Genomic DNA, 19,958 nt, shown 5'->3' on the forward strand with positions numbered 1-19,958 from the left:
AACTTCTAAAAAGAGCTACAGATAAATGAACTTTCGATCCATCGGGCTATCACCTCGGCGAAGGTACTATAATAATTCACTTTTGCAAAGTACTATTTAAAAAAATCAAATAATTTACTAAGCTTCTTACTTCTCCCCTTCAATTTCCTATTAATAATTTTAATAAACCAAAACTTTACGACTTATAGATTTCCCACTGCTACTAGCTAAAACAATATAGACCTCGTTTTTTGGACTGATTGTAAAACGGTGAATCATTTTACCCGATACTTTTTTATCAACAAGCAACCTCCCCAGCATATCATATATTTTAATATTTGTTTGATCTGCTATAGCAGTTAAGTCAACATTTATTTCACTTCCATCATAAAAAATAACAGCAGCTAAATTTACTTCTTCCTTAGTTATAGGCGTAAAGTGAAGCACAAAACGATCTGTAGCATCTTTAATTGCTCCTTTGAATTGGTATGTTGCATTTACATTTAAATCAGTAATCGTCTTTGTCTTTTTATCTTCCAGAAATAGAACATCATAAGACGCACTTTCGCTACCAATACTCAAAGTATAATCCCCATCCTTTCCTGCTTTAAAGCGCAATGGAACTTGAGAATTTTCGTCTGTATCCGTTAAGTATCGAACGGTTAAATCAGTATTAGCATCATTTAAGTAAGCTGAAGGTGCAGATTCATTTCGACTAAAAAGTTTTAAAGCTCCTACCTCATTTGTTGGGTAACCAAACTGCATAAAAACCTCATCATATCCCAGACCTTCATTTGAAGCAATTCTAACTTTTAAGTTATTGTTAATACTCTTACCATTTTTTATTTTTAACCAGTTACTTGCACCGTTATTAACTCGTACCGCATTTGATGTACCAATATTTCCGCTAGTTGCGGCTCTTACAAAATAACCTTGAGTTGGAGGAATATATTGTGTTACCCCATTAGTTGCTATAGAACTAGAAGAATTACAAACCCCGTAATTATTTGACGCCGGATTCCATATCCACATATCATAACCTCCACCACTTACAACTAAATCAGTACGCAACCATCCTGTTCCTGATTTCCAATCAATTGAAGAAGGATATGGATTACCAATTAAATTAAAGCCTCTAACAACTGCATCAGCGCTAGAACTGGTATTTGTAATTGGAAAACTAACATTTCCATTATTCAACAATCCAACAAATTCTTTAGTTGGATTAAGTGCTTGTGTAGAATACAAATAACCTCTTCCTGCAACAAAGTTCGAAGAAGAGTGAATAGATGGCCACGTGGGCGCAACGGTAGTGTTTAATTGATAAGTCCAACAAGGAGTTGGTTCATTCCATATATACAAATCATATCCTGTACCATTTCCATAAGTACCAGAAGGAACCCAAGGTGAACCTGCTATCACTTGATTAGAAACTGGCGCGGATAGAAAATGCCAATCTTCTTTTGCACCACTAACATAGCGTTGTACTGTTGCCGCAACGTTATTTGTATTGTGAATTACTGAGGCTGTTCCAGAAGCATTTGATTTTAAAACAAGCCCACTAGTTCCACCATTATTAGTAATAGATCCCGTAACAGTTAATATATTATCAGCATCAATAATCATTTTTTTACCACTATTAATCAATAAAGTTCCAGATACATTTACTTGTGCTGCGCTTGTTACTGTTACTCCTACTCCATTGTTTATGGTAAAATTTGTATAATTACCGGCTACAGCACTTTGTGCAGCATCGACATTATAAACAACAGTTCCTCCCCAGTTTTTACCCGAAGGAAAAGGTGTTGCACTTTGTGCAGCAGGAACAGCCGTGAGTAAAGTTCCTGTGTTTGTAATCGAATTGCTAACAGAAAGTATATTACTGTTCATATTGAGCATTCCTGAATTGGCAAAATTACCATTAAGATTCAAGTCTCTTGTTGTAGAAACTGTTCCTCCCATATTAGAAATTGTAAGATTCTCTAATGATAATGGATTTGAAGTACCTTCAATACTTTGTGCCGTTATTCCATTTAGCTCTAATGTACCACCCGCTGAAGCTACGAAAGTACCGTTACTACTAAAATTACCACCTACTTTAAGAATATTTGTTCCAGCATTCAGAACTGAGCCCGTGGCAATAGACAAATTCCCCCCCACATTGAGCAGGTTTTTTGTTGTCGCACTTGCCGTTCCAGAAATAGAAAAATTCCCCAAAACACTCATGCTTGTACTAGGCATTGTCTTTATATTTGACCCACTAATACTCAAATTATAATACCCTGAAATTGTCCCATTCGGATTTATCACATTTTGAGCTGTACCGTTATAATTAAAAGTATTAGAAAATGTCATTGCGTCTAGAATACCATTATTTGTAAATGCTCCAGCAATACCTATACTGCTACTAACTTGTGGCGTCAAACTAGCTCCACTAGCTACAGTTATATTATAGAAATTAGTACTACCGCTTATCTTTTGACTCAAATCACTAAAAATAATTGTACTCGTACTTGCATTAAATGTACCACCGCTATTTTGCCATACTACATCGCCATTATTGTTTTTAAAGGAAAGTTGAGATCCAGCAATAGCATTTAAAACTCCCCCATTTTGAATAATCAATTGACGTGCTTCTGCTACAGCTGGCAAAAGAGGGCTTTGTGGTGTACTACTAACATTTGGAATTGTCAATTTTGAAAACTTAGAAGGATAACTAATTGGTGTCCAGTTGGAATTTGTATTCCAATCAGTAGATTGAGAACCATTCCATGTAAGATTTGGATAACTACTATTAGACAACGAAAATTGGTTTTGACCAAATGCTGTTGCAAACAAACCAACACCAAGTGTTTTTATTGTTGCTACATTACTATTAGTATTACTAACTGAAATTCCCCGTTCGTATACCGTTGCAGATGGAAGACCTGTAGCGTTAAAGAATACGATTTCATCTTCATTAATTCCGTTTAATTCTGATTCAAGATAACTAACCTGTACATCAATAAAATTGCCAGTTCCGCCAGTTCGAATAATATCATAGACTCTATTAATAGCCGTTGATTTCCATGAAGGTGCAGAACCAATGGTTGTTTTAATACTAACATCGGTTGGCTTCGTACCATCAGCGCTAAAAGATAGTTTTGCGTTAGCATTCCCAAAAGTATACGCTTGGTTGGTTACAAAAACATGTGCTCTTTTAACAATACCTGTCACATCGCCAACACCAGATGTAACCGCCGAGGCAGTTAAGGAAAGTGTATTAGATCCCATATCTAAACTTCCTAATAAATCTGTTGGATTATTACTTTGTAAATCTAGAATACCATTAACAATTAAATTTTTGGCGCTAGTAACACCATTATTATTTAATAAAACTAGATTATTAAAATCTGTTGAACCTGCTGTACCACTAATAGTTTGAACGGAAGACGAACCGTTCATCACAATAGTACTTCCTGTGGTAGTAAATGTTCCTTTATGAACTAAATTACCCCCCAAAGTATGCGTATTAGCACCTGAATTAAAAATTGCAGTGACACCAATAGTCAAATTACCTGCGATATCAATATTATTTGACGTGGTAACGCTTGCAGTTCCATCTACAATCAAATCCCCTAAAATAGACATATCTACTGCAGGCATCGTTTTTACACCACTTCCGCTTAGAATCAATGTAGAATATCGATTGGTTGATGCATAAGGAATTACAACATTTTGCGCCGAGCCGTTGTACATTACTGTGGTTAGATTTCCATCCCAAGCTGTACGCCAAACACCCACATTATTCATAACACCTCCTATTTTCATAGTACTACCAGTCTGCATTAATAAATTTGCGGCAGCATCAATAGTGACATTATAAAAACTAGTGGTTCCTGAAATATCTGCAGTTTCGCTCATAAAAGAAACAGTACTTGTACTCGGATTAAAAACACCGCCCTCATTTGCCCATACATTAGACCCCCCGAAAAGTGTCATTTGAGCATTTACAATAGAATTCAAAATACTTCCATTTTTCAAATTCAAAGATTTTATTGCGGTTACAGGAGGTACTATTGGAGCCTTTGGAGTGGACGAAGCATCTGGAATAATAATGTTCACAAAATCGGATGGTGCTCCATTTGGCGTCCAGTTTTTGACTGTATTCCATGATGTACTTACTGTACCATTCCAAGTTAGCGTATCAATTTCATTGTTATTAAACCCAACTTCTAAACTTCCAAAAGCAGAAGGAAATAAAGTCATATCAACACCGGAAAGGCTAATCCAGTTATCCGTAGTATTTGCACTACTACGACCTTGCTCGGATAATGTACTTGAACTATTTTTATACGTAAAGAGCACTAATTTACTCTCGTCATTTCCATTAATTTCAGAATCCAAATAAGCGAATTTTACCGCTGCTGAAGTCGGACTTGTTGTGTTGGCTCCACTTTGAATGATTTCATAAATTCGTTTAACACCACTTGCTTTCCAATTAGGTGAAGTTCCAATCGACAATTTGACACTAATTGAGGAAGGTAAAGTTCCTGTGTTTTCAAAGATAATTGTTGAATTACTATTATTAAAAGTATACGTTTTATTTGCTACTATGCTTGAGCGACTAACGATTCCAGTGACATCACCTTGACCACTTACTGTAGCATCTGAACCTAATGTAATAATTTTTACACCGGTATCCATCCCTCCAGTGCTATCAGAAGGGTTGGGGCTTGCCACGTTTAAGGAACTGCTAATATTTAAATCACTTTGTGTAATTACACCAAATAAATTATTAACAATTATACTAGGAATACTATTGCTTACAAAAGCATTCTCTGGAATCGTTTGAGAGTCATCACCCTCAAATACAACAGTTGATCCAGCAGTTGTTGCATCTATTTGACCTCCATTTGATAGATAAAGACCTCCCTGTAAGTTTAATTGTTTTCCGTTAATTATAAATTTATAGGAGGACTGTGTATTTACAATATTGCCAACAACTCTATTTTGGTCAAGCACACAATCTCGCACCGGTACTGCGGCAAAAACGATTGAAGCTTCATCTAGAGGCACTGAACCAGCAGACCAGTTTCCTGAAGTAGCAAAGTCAGTACTAATTGTACCAAACCAACGATTAGAATTAAACTCCCAAGCTCCAATATTTGGAGGTACTGCACGAGCAGTTTGGGCGTAATCTAGTATTATTCCAGTCCCAGTAGCGCCTTCAGTTGATTCTCGTACTTTGTAGTCGGTTGCTAGCGTACCTCCTGCATTGGAAAAATTTGGATTTACTTTTGTTCCATTTGCTCCTAGTCCAGAAACAATGGGTGTTGCATTAGAATTTGTACCATTATAAGAACCCAACATTCCTCCAGCACCTGACGCCCAATAAATATTATAATCAAGTGCCAGTCCCGTCGAAACACCGTAATTCAAGAACATTGCATAATGTAAATTTACACCGCTGCTAGTGGATCTGAAATTCGAAAAAATATTATTTTTCAAATCACGAGTACCTGCTCCAGCTGCTTCATAAAAAGCATATGATTTGTTCGTAATTCCACTACTTAATGTGCCACTAAGATAAATGGAATTAAAATAGATTTTAGTATTATTTCCACTGCCACCATTGCTGTAAAACCCATACAAAGTAGTAGCCGTATTTCCGCCTAAACTAATAATATTATTAGCGTAAGTGGTTACACCGTTTATAATTTGAATACCATAAATAGTAGCATTTACAGAGCTACCATGCACCGATAAACTACGGATGAAATTTCTGTTTACCAAATTATCAACAGTACTACCTGAAAATCTAATTCCTGATATGAATCCCGTGAAACTGCTATTTGTATTGGACAGATTGTATATCACTGTTTCAGTAACCGTATTTGTCGCAGCAGTTCCGCTCATTTCAACTCCACTTACAGAAGCTACTGAAGTACCTAAGGAAGCGCTAGATAAATTATAAATATTGTTTTTCACAAGTGTAGAGGAACCTGCCGCTGCATAAATTCCTGATGTTCTTGAATCCTGACTCCCTGTATACCCATTTTGGAGATTGGCTATTGTATTATATGTAGTAGCATTTGAACCTGAGGATTCATTAAATATCCCAATCAAATTTTGCCCTGCAGTAGAAGTCGAAGCAGCAGAAGTCGCAGAAATACTATTAGTTGTTGTTGTACTTCCAATGACATTGTAACTTACTGTCATCGCACCTGCTATTCCCGATTTTTTATAAATCCCCGTGAAACTATGAGAGACATTAGTACTATTACCAATAACTAAAATTGATCCTATCGTGTTTTTAGACACAGCTATATCTCCTTCACTACCTATATAAATCCCATAGGATTGAGCGTTAGCAGCGCTCGTTACAGAAATAGAACCAACCCCTGTTGTTGCCCCTATACCATTTGCCGTTGTGGTCCCTATATTTACAGCCCCAGAATTAACCTCAATGGCTCTCCAAGGGGCACTGCTTGTAGTATTATAACTAAAATTTCGAATGGTATTATTTTGAATACTACTAACTGTTGTAGTGCCTACATTTAAATAAATCCCTTTAAAACTATGATTAGTACTCGCATTAACTGTCCAGGCATCCCCCGCACTTAAAGCTGCTTTACCACCAATATAATTATTTGAAACAGTGAAATTATTTCCAGCTGCATTGTTTATCGAGATGGCCGTATAAACTAAAGGCCCAGCTAAAGGCACAAAACTGGTTGTCTCGTAAAGACTATTGGTTGAGATTGTCCAAACAGTTGAATTAGCCCCTAAATAAATACCGTTTGAAGATGTACTACTATTGATAAAATCATAAATAGCATTGTTACTTATTGTATTCGAACTATTATCACTTGCTGCCGACCCAAGGGAGTAAACAGCATTTACCGGTCGATTTCCATTCACACTGCTAACTGCGCAATTATCAATCAAGTTATTGTCGTTACCATTACCTGCAGTAGATGTAGAAAATTTAATTACTCCATCGGTTGCACTGCCAGATGACCCATTAACATTTATATATTTCAGCGTGTTAAATTCTGCTGAGTTCCTAAAATTTATGGTCGATGTTCCGGCATTGGTTGATGGACTATTATTTATGATACTCATGCTTCGGGTGGAGCCAGTTTGATTTACCCTTCCATCTATTGTAACGTTGTCTGCACCATTCAAATCGATAAGGGGAGATCCCTCAATACTTCCCGAAACAGATAATCCGGTTTTTGTCGGATACATTTTCAAACTAGTCCATGCTCCCTGATTTAATGTTGCGGTTGAACTTTCATTGGTATTACCAATCAAGGTTACTACAATGTTTTTTCCTATTTGGTCGTTCGCATTAATAGCCGCAAATGCTAGTGATAGCTTTGCATAGCTACCATCACTTAGAGCATTAGAATTTGAAACAATTACATAGGGTAATTTTCCATCAAACTCATCAGATCCTATATCGGGTGCATTTCCTGCACCATTGGTTTGAACGGCAAAACCTGTGTTCCCTGCTCTTACATCATTATCAAAATCGGTTGTTATTCCTGCAATAGCAACTGCACCACTTTCGATAAAAGTAATATTTGTATTGTCAATTTTAAGAAAATCAGCAGTAGAGCCAACTGTGCTTATAAAATTTGGAACTTCATAAATTGTAGCCGCATCACGTGGAGTACTAATAGTTTTATAGGCCGATAGTGAAGTATAGGAATTCGTCCCATCAAACATTAAGTTGGCGCCATACAATAAATTATTATTGGATGTAGACGCATAATTCTGAAGTGTATTTGCCGCTGAACGTCGATAAGCCGCGGTTTTACCAGTCCCGTTTGAAGTCGAAACGTTGACAATAATATTGTTTCGCAAGTTTATAGAACCAGTACTAGAAGTAGCACTTGCTGCATGATAAACTCCCGAGGAACCGAAAAGTGCACCACTAGAAGTTGCATTTAAATAAATAGTATTGAAATACACATTAGAAACAGAACGAAGTCCTGCATTTACAATACTAATACCGTTTACTGGATTGGCTACATTAGCAGCTGTCGCTTTAACATCTCCAATTCTATTATTATAAATAACATTGGTTAAATCGTTAATACTACCCGAAACTAAAATCCCATTAACTGACCCAGTAGTAATTCCAGAACTTGAAGATGAAATAGCATAAATTTTATTCCTATATATGTTGTTTATAGCCCCACCAGTCACTGCTATACCACTAACACTTCCTGTAGCGATATTATTTGCTTGTAAATTGTAAATGGTGTTTCCATACACATTTTTAGTCGTACTCGAAGTAATTGCAATTCCGTTGACAATAGTGGCACCAGTCCCGGATGAAATCAATCCGTTAATTGTATTCGAATAAATATTGTCATTCCCGGCAGCAGTAGTAATTCCATAAATAATCCCTGCGCTAGAAATTGTATTAATAGCATTATTTGCAATAGTATTATTGGTTCCTACTGTATTAATATTCATTGCGGTTATTATTCCAGTTTCTGCATTCCAATTGCTAAATGTATTTCCCTGAATTGTTTTAGAACCATTACCAGCATCAGTATTTACCCAACCCGCTATGGTAGCAGTCCCACTTACCGTAATATTCGAAAAGTTATTGTTATTGTTGTTGATTACACTTCCTATTGCCGAAGTTGCAGTTGAACTGCTAAACAAAGTCAATGCACCACTCGCCGAAGCACTGTTACGTACAAAAGTTCCAACGATCCTATTACTGTTAACATCCTGAGTTCCTGTAGCGGGAACTGTCACGTTATTACTAATAAAAATAATAGTACCAGTAGTATTCACATTCAAATTGGTGAACGTATTACTACTAATATTCTGTGATAGGGTAACCGCTGCGTTACTGATATAGGTCTGAGCCTGAGCACTTGTTAATGCTGATGTTATACCTCTAAAATCATTGGTTTGAATACTCAATGCACAACTGGCAGCAGCATTGGCAACATTTATCCCTACCAAGGTACTTGTATTTGCAACAGTATAAGTTATTAATCCACCACTAGCATTTCCTAATTGATTACTATTAATGTTTAATGCAGTAGTAACTGCTCCTGTACTTGAAATTCCTATAAAAGTTCCTGTAGTAGTTGTTCGGCTATGACTTCTAATAACATTACTGTTAATGTTTGCCGTACCAACAGCTGCAGAATTGACGATTCCTGTAAATGCACCCGTACTGTTATTAGCGCCACTTAGTATAGTATTACCCGTAATATTTATTGTTCCACTAAGTCCAACATTCGAAATCCCTGCATAACCTGAAGCTCCAGTACCAAATAAGGCTGCGTTTTGCACCGTATTATTGGTTATTGATATGCTTCCCGTAGCCGCATTGTAAATTCCATTAAAGGAACATACAACCGTTGTAACACCATCTACACCTATTAGTATAGAATTGACATAACTACTACCTATTGTATTATCTGCAATAGTAAAATTCCCTACCCCAGAAGTATTAATACCATTAAAATTATGTTTTGCAGTTGCAATTCCAGAAGTGCTTACTCCATAAACAGTATTTCCCTGTATGTTTATTGTTCCTGTAGATGCACTTGAAATACCATTAAAAGTAACACCTCCAGTACCTGTTGTACCACCTGAAACTGAAAGTGAATACACATTATTTGCCGTAATATTTGCCGCAGTTGCTGCTGTAACATTTATCCCGACTAATGGTGTAATAGTTGTAGTAGCAGCATTCGACAAACTTGTAGAAAGTGAGAATACAGTATTTCCATTGATGTTGATTACTGGTGAAATATTAGCACTTGCTATCCCCAAAACAGTTCCTCCTGTCCCATTAGAGACCAATGTATTGATAGCATTCCCTCCTATAGTAAGTGTACTAGCAGTTCCAGCTACTGCTATGTTTAGACCTGTAATGGCTGCTTGTCCCGAAATGTTAGAAATGGTATTATTGGACACAGAGGAGGCACCTCCAAATCCATTGATCGTCATTCCAATTATTGCAGATGTTCCACCCGTCCAATTGGCAAAAGTATTCCCTGTAATTGTTTGAGTAGCGTTACCGGCACCAGTAATACTCCAACCTGTTAAAACCGTAGCTCCAGTAATTGTAATGTTTGAAAAGTTATTGCCCGTATGATTTATAACAGCACCTGCGATAGAAACTGCAGCGCTAGTAAAAAGAGTAACAGTTCCTCCAGCTCCAGATTTAGTAAAGGCAGTTACAATGCTGTTGTTGTTTACATTTTGAGTACCACTTGAAAGAACAACCACACTGTTACCGATAAATATAACACTCCCTTTTGTACCAGCATTAACGTTAGTAAAAGTATTTCCACTAATGTTTTGTGACAAGGTGGCTGCCGAATTAATTATATAAGTATGTGCATTTGTTCCGACTACAGATTGATTAATACCTCTAATGTCATTATTTTGAATAGAGACTTCACAACTAGCGGTTCCAGCTGAATTACTTATTCCTAAAAAAGCACCTGAATTTGCGGCTGAATAGGTAATTAAGTCTCCTGATGCATTTCCTAACTGGTTTCCGTTAATAGAAATAGACGTAAAAACTGCCCCGGTATTCGAAATACCCGTAAATGTACCAGACACGGCAGTTTTACTAAGGTTTCGGATTATATTGTTATTTAAATTAATTGCCGAAACTACTGCAGAATTGGTAATTCCCACAAAAACACCAGTCCCTGTATTTGAACATGAAATTATTTTATTGGTATTAATCTCAACTGTTCCTGAACCTTTTGTATTAACAATACCATACAGAACAGAGGCTCCTGTTCCATAAACGCTACAATTTTGAATTGTATTTGCTGTTAATGACATGGCACCGGTCGCTGTATTGTATATTCCGCGCATTGTACAAATTGCGGTAGTCGAACCACTACCAACACTAATCGAGTTAGTTGAACTTGTACTTCCTATCGTATTATTTGAAACTGTAAAATTCCCTCCAGCACCAGCAGTATATATTCCATTTAAGACATACCCAATAGTAGCTGTTGCAGCATTTATACTGATGGCTCCAATGCTATTATTACTAATGACCACTGTACCAGTAGACGTCGCATATATACCGTTAATTAATCCCAAACTTGCCGTTGATGAAACTTGCACAGCATCATTCCCTGTGCTCGAACCAATAATGTTCCCAGCTGTTGTTCCTACATTGACACTTCCAGCTAGGACCGAAATACCAGTAAAAATTCCCGTCGTTGTTCCCAAATTATTTGAGGTCGAAAGAGATAATGCGGTAATAGTATTACCTTGTATAGAAGAAACTGGACTTAAAGCTGATGATAATTCAATTCCAATAAATCTGTTGGTAAAATTCCCGTCATAAGTAGTAATTCCGGTAGCATTAGCAGCTGCATAACCAATTGTATTTGTGCTAATAGTATACCCACCACCACTTGCTGTTAAAATATTTATAGCACGATGAATGTTAAATGGAGTAGCAGCAACACTTGCTGTAGCAGTCCTTGTTCCTGTTTGGAAAAATTTATTTCCTGAAATAGTCCAAGCCGAACTGTTCGAAGCCACATTAATCCCATTCGAAGCTCCGATAGGGTTGTAGTAATCTTGTATACTGTTATTGGTAATCGAAACTCCACTATTATCAATAAACAAGGAACTACCTGCAGAGCAAATTACATTAAAAGGCAAGTTCGCACCTGAGGATTTAATGGTACACCCTGTAATTATATTGTCATCGTTTCCTGTAGTTGTTCCCGTTGAAAAGAAAATAGTCGCTGTCGAAATCAAGGTAGAGGAACCTTCAATAGTACAGTTACGAATGATATTATTGGTCGCATCGTTTATAAAACGAATGGTACTGGTACCTGCTGCAGTAGAGGTACTAGTATTTGAAATCGTTAAGGAATTACCGCCAGTATTCAGACCATCTATAATAACATTATCGGCGCCGTTGAAGTTGAGTAAAGGAGCGGCAACACTACCCGATATAGTTCTAGTTGCCCCACCACTTGGCGAAATGGTTAAGGTGTAATTCTCGCTACAACCATAAGTCAATTCATTTAAGCTATTTGTTCCTGGCTCTGTAAGGTCACTGATAATATTGGCTGTAATATTTGTGGATAGTCCTTTTGTATTCAGATCTGCAAATAATCCTAATGGACCTGTCAAGCTCGTATAAGTTCCACCAGTTCCAACTGTAACAGTCGTACTTAATCCTGATTGTATAGCATAGCTATTAATAGTTCCGCCAATAGGGAAAGCAGTTGTTGTTAAAGCAACACTGGCAGGAGTTGCAGCAAAAGTACCCGAGTTAATTCCAACAAGAGGAGTAGCAAGTACATCTTGGGCAACTATAAAATATTGAATCGTAGTTCCGGTACTAGCTCCACCTATCAATGAATAATCCATCGTAAAACTAAATGGGCTAGTTGTATTACTAGCTTCTACAAACTTCCAGCCAGTAAGCGAGGGGGCATCGGTCGATTTCTTATAATAAATACGTGGTTTTGCTGTAGTAGTATTAACTCCAGTTCCATCAATAATAGTTGCGGTAATAGTACGCCCCGTGGTACAACTATTGTTGCTAAGAATAGTATACGAAATAGCAGGTGCGCTTTGATCATCTGACAATCCGCTAAACTCATCGGCTCCCATATCAGGAGCTGTTCCCACGCCGCTATAGCCTGTATTCCCTTGTCGAATATCACCATCAAAGTCATTGGTATAACCAGAAATATTCGTTCCTCCACTTTCTATTTGAGATTTAGTAGCTCCATTAACATGAAGGTAAGTAGCATTTGCTCCTACAGTGCTAAAAAACACAGGGACTTCAGAAATCGAAGCGGCATCACGTGGAGAAACTATTGTTTTAAAAGCCGCTAATGTGGTATAAGCGGTACCATTATTCATGAGATTCGCACCTAGGAATAAATTGTTATTCGAAGTAGAAGCATAATTTTGCAAATTTGCTGACCTACGAAATGCAACTGCCAATCCAGATCCAGTCGAGTTATTATAAATAATGTTATTTCGCAAATCTAGTTTTGCTGTTGTTGATACCGTACTACCTGTATGGTAAACCCCCGATGTACCTGATGTAGTGGATCCATCCAAATATACGGTATTATAATACACATTAATATTAGAAAATGTACCTGTAGAAATCACACCAATTCCCCTCACAATATCAGTTCCAGTAGCTGTAATTGTAAAATTACCTATTAAGTTATTATAAATATTAACGGTTAATGCGGATGTTGCACCTGACACCAAGATACCGTTTACAGTTCCTGTATTAAGCGAGCTGCTTGTTTGTAAATTGTATATTTTATTTCGATAAATATTTTTTGTAGTACCTGCTGTAACAGCAATACCGGTTACTACTGTTGCCGTTGTTCCGGTTGAAATAAGGATATGAATACTATTTGAATATATGTTATCATTACCAGCTCCCGTAGTGATTCCTGTTACCGCCCCCCCAGCACTTAATGTGTTAATTTTATTATCGGAAACAGCATTAGTCGTTCCTGTAATATTCACGTTAAGTGCCGTAAATGCCCCTGTTGGAGAATTTAAGCCTGTCCATTTACTAAAGGTGTTATTTTGAATATTCTTAGTCCCACTTCCAGCATCTGTATTCACCCAACCCAAAATAGAAGCAGAACCGCTTACCGTTATATTCGAAAAATTATTATTGTTATTATTGGTCACACTTCCCGAAACAGAACTAGCTGCACTGGTAAACAAAGTAAGCGTTCCATTGGCAGAATTGCTATTACGGACAAAAGTCCCAACTATTGCATTATTATTAACATCTTGAGTACCTGCACTTGACAACACAACGTTGTTACTGATAAAGATGATGGCACCCGTGGTATTTACATTAAGATTAGTGAAGGTATTGTTACTAATGTTTTGAGACAGGGTTGCTGCTGCGTTAATAATATAAGTTTGGACTTGTACACTAGTGGTGGTTGAACTTATACCTCTAATATCATTGGAAAGAATGCTAAGTACACAATTAGGACCGGCAGAAGCAACATTAATTCCAACCAAGGCACCTGTATTCTCCCCAGTGTAATTAATTAATCCTTCAACAGCGTTTCCTAATTGATTTTCATTAATATTTAATTCCGTAATAACTGCACCTGAACTTGAAATAGCGGTAAAAGTTCCTGCACCTGTAGTTCGAGAATGGTTTCTTATAATATTATTATTGATATTGGCCGTTGCAACAGCTGCAGTATTGGATATTGCCACATACAAACCTGATGTAGTGGTTCCTGTTCCTGCATTAGTACCAGAAAGGATACTGTTACCCGTAATAGTAAGTATTCCCGTACCAGCTGAGTTTAAAATTCCGTAATAAGTTGATAGTCCAATACCATAAACCGTGGCGTTTTGAATGATATTATCAGTGATAGAAATAGATCCTGAACCTGAGTTGCTTACACCTCTAAAATTACAAACACCAGTAGTAGTATCAGCTGAACCTACTGAAATTGGATTATCAATAGAACCAATAGTATTGCTATCAACAGTGATACTACCTCCTGTTCCAGATGTTAAAATACCATTAAAAGTATAACCCGAATTGGTCAAGCCTGCCGTTGAAACGCCATAAATAGTATTACTTTCTATAGTAATCGAATTTACAGTAGCAGCCGAAATACCATTGATAATAGGAATTGTTGTTCCCGAAGCCGACAATGAATAAATAGTATTGTTTGTAATATTTGTAGACGTAGCAGCGGTGACTAAAACCCCATGAACTGAAGCGGTGGCAATACTTAATGACGAGGCAAGTCCATTAATAGTATTAAGGTCAATATTGACAACTGGTGAAATATTAGCACTAGACAATCCTGTAACCAATCCTCCTGTTCCAGAAGAAGTTAATGTATTAATTGTATTTGTAGCAACCGTAAGCTGCGTAGCTGTTCCTGCTACTCCAATAACCAAACCTGTAATTGCCGCTTGTCCAGATATAGTTGAAATAGTATTATTTGAAACGGAAGAGGTTCCTCCAAATCCATTGATACTCATTCCCGTAACGACAGCCGTACCACCAGACCAATTGCTAAAAGTATTTCCGGTGATAGTTTGGGTAGCGTTTCCGGCACCGGTAATACTCCAACCTGAAATTGTTGTATTTAGCGTCACTGTGATGTTAGAGAAATCATTGTTCAGATGATTAACAATTGAACCCGCAGAATGTATTCCTGCGCTGGTAAACAAAGTAACTGTACTTGCAGTTGCTGATCCACCTTTTGCAAAGGTTCCAACTATTTTATTATCACTAACATTTTGTGTACCCGTCGAAGATAGCGCCACACTGTTACTAATAAAGATTACACTCCCCGTAGTATTCACATTCAGGTTAGTAAAAGTATTACCACTGATGTTTTGTGATAAGGTAGCAAATGAGTTAATAATATAGGTCTGCGCATTGGTCCCTCCAACAGTATGTGTTATTCCTCTTATGTCATTATTTTGAATCGAAAGATCACAATTGGTAGTTCCGCTCGTATTGCTTATCCCCAACAAAGCACCGGAATTGGCTGCTGAATAGGTAATTAATCCACCTGAATCATTACCCAACTGGTTTCCATTAATAGAAATAGAAGAAAGTACAGCTCCCGTATTCGACAAGGCTGTAAAAGTACCTGATGCAGCCGATTTAGATAAATTTCGAACTATATTATTATTTAAATTCAATACCGAAACAGCTGCAGAATTTGTCATCCCTACAAAAATACCAGTTCCACTATTAGAACATGAAATCACACTATTGTTTGTGAAATCCAGTGTTCCAGAACCCGCACTATTAAGAATACCATTTAATACTGATGCAGCTGTTCCATACACAGTACAATTTTGAACGGTATTACCAGTTAGCGATATGACTCCCGTTGCCTCATTATATATTCCACGTAATGTACAAACAGCTGTAGTAGGCGAACTGTCACCAATACTGATGGAATTGGTTGTGCTATTGCTACCTACATTATTATTCGAAATGGCAAAATTCCCAAGAGCACCCACTGTATAAATTCCATTAAATGTGTAGCCAATGGTAGCTGCCCCACTTGTACTGAACCCCCCAATGTTATTATTTCTAATAGCCATCGCACCTATTGAAGCAGCATAAATTCCGTTTATTAATCCTAAAGAAGTAGTGCTAGAAACCTGAATAGCATCATTTCCGGTTGTGGAACCAATGGTGTTTCCGGTTGTGGAACCAATGTTTACATTTCCTGCCAGTACTGAGATACCCGAAAAAATACCTGCTGCTGTAGCAGTTCCTACTGTTGTAGAAAAATTGATGTTACTAATTGTATTTCCTTGTACATCAGAAATCCCCGTTGTTCCAACAGTCATTTCAATTCCTCTATACGAAGTAGTCGGACCTGAATATGTTGTTGTTCCTGAACTAGACGAATTAGCATATCCTATCACATTATTATTAATGGCATAATTTATTCCCGAAGCCGTAACAATATTTACAGCTCGATGTATTAATGTTCCAGAAGTTGAAGTTCGTGTTGCAGTCTGATAAAATTTATTATTTGTTATTGCCCAAGCCGATGAGTTGGACCCTAAAAAAATACCGTTTGATGAAGCAGCAGCACTAAAAAAATTGTAAATATTATTATTTGAAATCGTAATATTACTATTATCTGTCCCCACAGAAGTTCCAGCTGAATAGATGGCATTGGTAGGTGTTGTTATTCCATCTCCAATAGAACAATATTCGATGGTATTACTATCATTACCTACCGTATCTCCAGTACTGAAAAGTACTACTCCACTAGTAGCAGAAGTAGCAACTCCCTGAATAGTACAATATCTAACTGTATTTGAAGTTGCGTCATTGATATACTGAATAACTGTACCTCCAGTATTCGTATTAGACAATGCTAAACTCGCAGCCCCAGCTGTTCTATTTACACTACCATCAATAATTACATTGTCTGCCCCATTCAAATTAATAAGTGGACCTGCAATATTTCCTGTTATCGTAATACTTGGTGCTGTCGGATATAACGCTATCGAAGTATAAACGGCTCCACTAGCATTACCTGAATTGTTGAGGGCTGCTGTAACCGTTTCAGTTGTATTTCCTCTTAATTTAATCGTAATGTCTCCTTGATGGGTTCCGTCATTAATTTTATCAAAAGCTTCTTTTACTGTCGAATAACAGCCAAAAACAGTTCCTGAGTTTGCATTCACCTCTACAACACCAGTACTAATTGTTGCAGTAACTTGAGATCTTGCACTTGTAGTACAACCATTACTAGTTCCATCTACCCAATACGAAGTTGTTGTAGATGAAACACGGGTTGTAAAACTTGTTCCAGTTCCTAAAGATACCCCTCCAATTGCAGCAGCATACCAATTGATTGTGCCGACTGAAGCTGTTGCTTTTAAAACCACACTACCTACTCCGCAACTACCAGCATCGAATACTTGCGTTATTGTTGGTATTGCATTAACGGTCAAAGTAACTGTTGAAGTTATCCCGCAAATATTTGCTTCATTACTGAATTTAATGCGGTATCGATATCCTGACATATCAACGGTTACACTGGAAAGCGCAAGAGGCACTGCTGTACCACTAGTTACCGAACCTGATTGTCCTGAAATATCAGAATACGTAAATCCATTATTAGTACTTAATTGCCATTGATAGCTCAGATTAGTAATCGCAGTTGTTACTGGCGTAGTAGCTACAATTGCAGCTGTCGCTGTAGCAAAAAAGGTTACATTTTGACCTTCACAAACAGTTTTACTTACTGGAGCCGTTGTCATCGTTACAGTCACCCCTTGTGTATACGTACTTCTGCCTCCAGAAAGAGCACTAGGTAGTCCGTATCCTGCAGCTAGCACTTTCCCCGAGGTATCTACTTGTGCTGTTCCAGTTATTCCACCGTAAGTTCCGTCTCCATTGGTATCAACCACTGAGCCATACGCTTCATTAGCATCAAAACACCCATCATTATCGCTGTCTAAATCTAAATAATTAGGTATTCCGTCGTTGTCATTATCACAACCTAAAACAATTTTATTAATATCAGAAAGAGATAATACCGATGGATAATGAACAAGATCATCCATCAATCCACCATAATAATTGGTAGAAGAAGAGCCAAAAGCACCTCCATTTGAATATCCAAAATGTTGAACATCAGAATGTGTTGCCAAATCTCCAAATCCAGTAGATAAGGTTGAAGAGGCTACTCCATCCAGATACAAAATGACATTACCGTTATTATAAGTCAATGCTACATGATGCCATAGACCATCACTTGGAAAGGTAAAAGTACCCGTATTTTGCTGGGAACTACCTTCGCGGACTGCCGCTTCTAAAGTATTCCCATTCAACCGAACAGCAACACCATTGACAGTACCTCCCTCCTCAAAAATAGTTTGAATACCTGAAAGCGAGCTAGGTTTTACCCACATTGAGTAGGAAAAAAAACTAATGGCTTGGTTTAAAAAAGAACCATTACTATATTGAAGATAATTTGAAGTTCCATTGAAAGAAGCAGCATGCGTTCCTTTTTTACCATCCGTTGAAAAAGATACCGTTCCAGCTTGTACATTATAACTATTACCAGACAAATCATTTGTCGCATTATCTAGAGACCAGTACCCATCATAACCAGCAATGGGAGTACAACTATTTTCAACCGAATTTAATATTCCGTCATTATCGGCGTCCAAATCAAATATATCGCCAACACCATCACCATCTTTGTCGTTGGGAATCGTTACATAAACGTCAATACTACCCGTTTGGGAACAACTATTTGATAGTTTTTCGGTTAAAGTATAGGTATAACTAGTATTTGTTGTAGGACTTACATCGATGGTAGAACTACTAGCTCCTCCTGGATTCCATATAATCGTAGGGTTCAAAGGAACGTCATCATCATAAGTCGGGCTTCCACTTAATGAACCATCTTCGGCACTTGCTGTATTTGCTATATCGAGAACCGAATTATCAAAATTGATATATACATCTAAATCAGAATCTACAACGGGTGCATTTAGGACGTGATCTTTTTCTAAAGGAATTTCAGCAGCTGTCAATGCGCGATTCCAAAGTTTAAAGCCATCTATTTTACCGCTGAAATAATTATTTGAACTAGTCGAATTGTTTAAAAATCGAATACTTGAATTTGAACCTATCGCCACTGGGCCTGAGTGTGCACTCATTCCGTCACTAGCTTTGCTACCCTCATTAAATTGGCCAATATTCACACCATTTAAATATCCTTTGAAATGATATCCATCGGATGCACTCTGGTCAAAAACAAAAGCTATATGATACCACTGACCTGCAACAATTGACGCATTTGGAGCATTCCAAACTCCTCCACTTCCACCTTCCCATGCCAAACAATAGACTTTTCCACCTTCAACATACATTGAAAATCCATTCGTAGCACCTCCTTCATTGTACAAAACTTGCCGACTAGTAACATCATTGGCTTTGAACCACAACATCACGGTACGATAATCTGATGTACCTAGATTAATTAAATTGGAATTGGATATTCCAACATAATCAGTGGTCCCATTAAATTTAAGAGATTTATTAGCAAAAGTAAACCCTATATTAGTGCTTTGCCCTGCAATAATTGTTGGATTCGGCGAAGGACTAAAAATCGCTTTTTGGTCTATATATATTTTTTTTGTTACAACTCCCTGAGAAACGCCACTATTAAATCCTTCAACGGAAATCGACCCTCTATTACCGTATCCCCAAGTGACATTTATTGTAGATGAAGTACTGGTTGTAGGAGTTCCTCCTACTACCCTCCATTTATAGGTATCGTAGTTTGTAGTAGAACTATAGCTTGTAGTTTCATTTTGACAAACTATGTTTTGTATTGGCGCAATTTGAGCCAAAAAAACATAATGAGTAAAAAACAGTATAAAAAAGTAGTATAATTTTGTTTTCAAAATATCTTAAGATTTGGGCATTAAAAAAT

1 protein-coding gene is annotated in these 19,958 nt (G+C 37.3%); it reads right to left on the reverse strand.

What is annotated here, in order from left to right; translation table 11 throughout:
- Positions 1–159 precede the first annotated feature (159 nt).
- Entirely contained in the window at positions 160–19,929 is a 19,770-nt protein-coding gene (locus tag QO200_RS16010; protein WP_371542036.1) for a hypothetical protein, read from the reverse strand.
- Between the last annotated feature and the right edge of the window lie 29 nt (positions 19,930–19,958).

Origin of the sequence: Flavobacterium sp. Arc3, assembly GCF_041431375.1 — a bacterium.
GTDB lineage: Bacteria > Bacteroidota > Bacteroidia > Flavobacteriales > Flavobacteriaceae > Flavobacterium.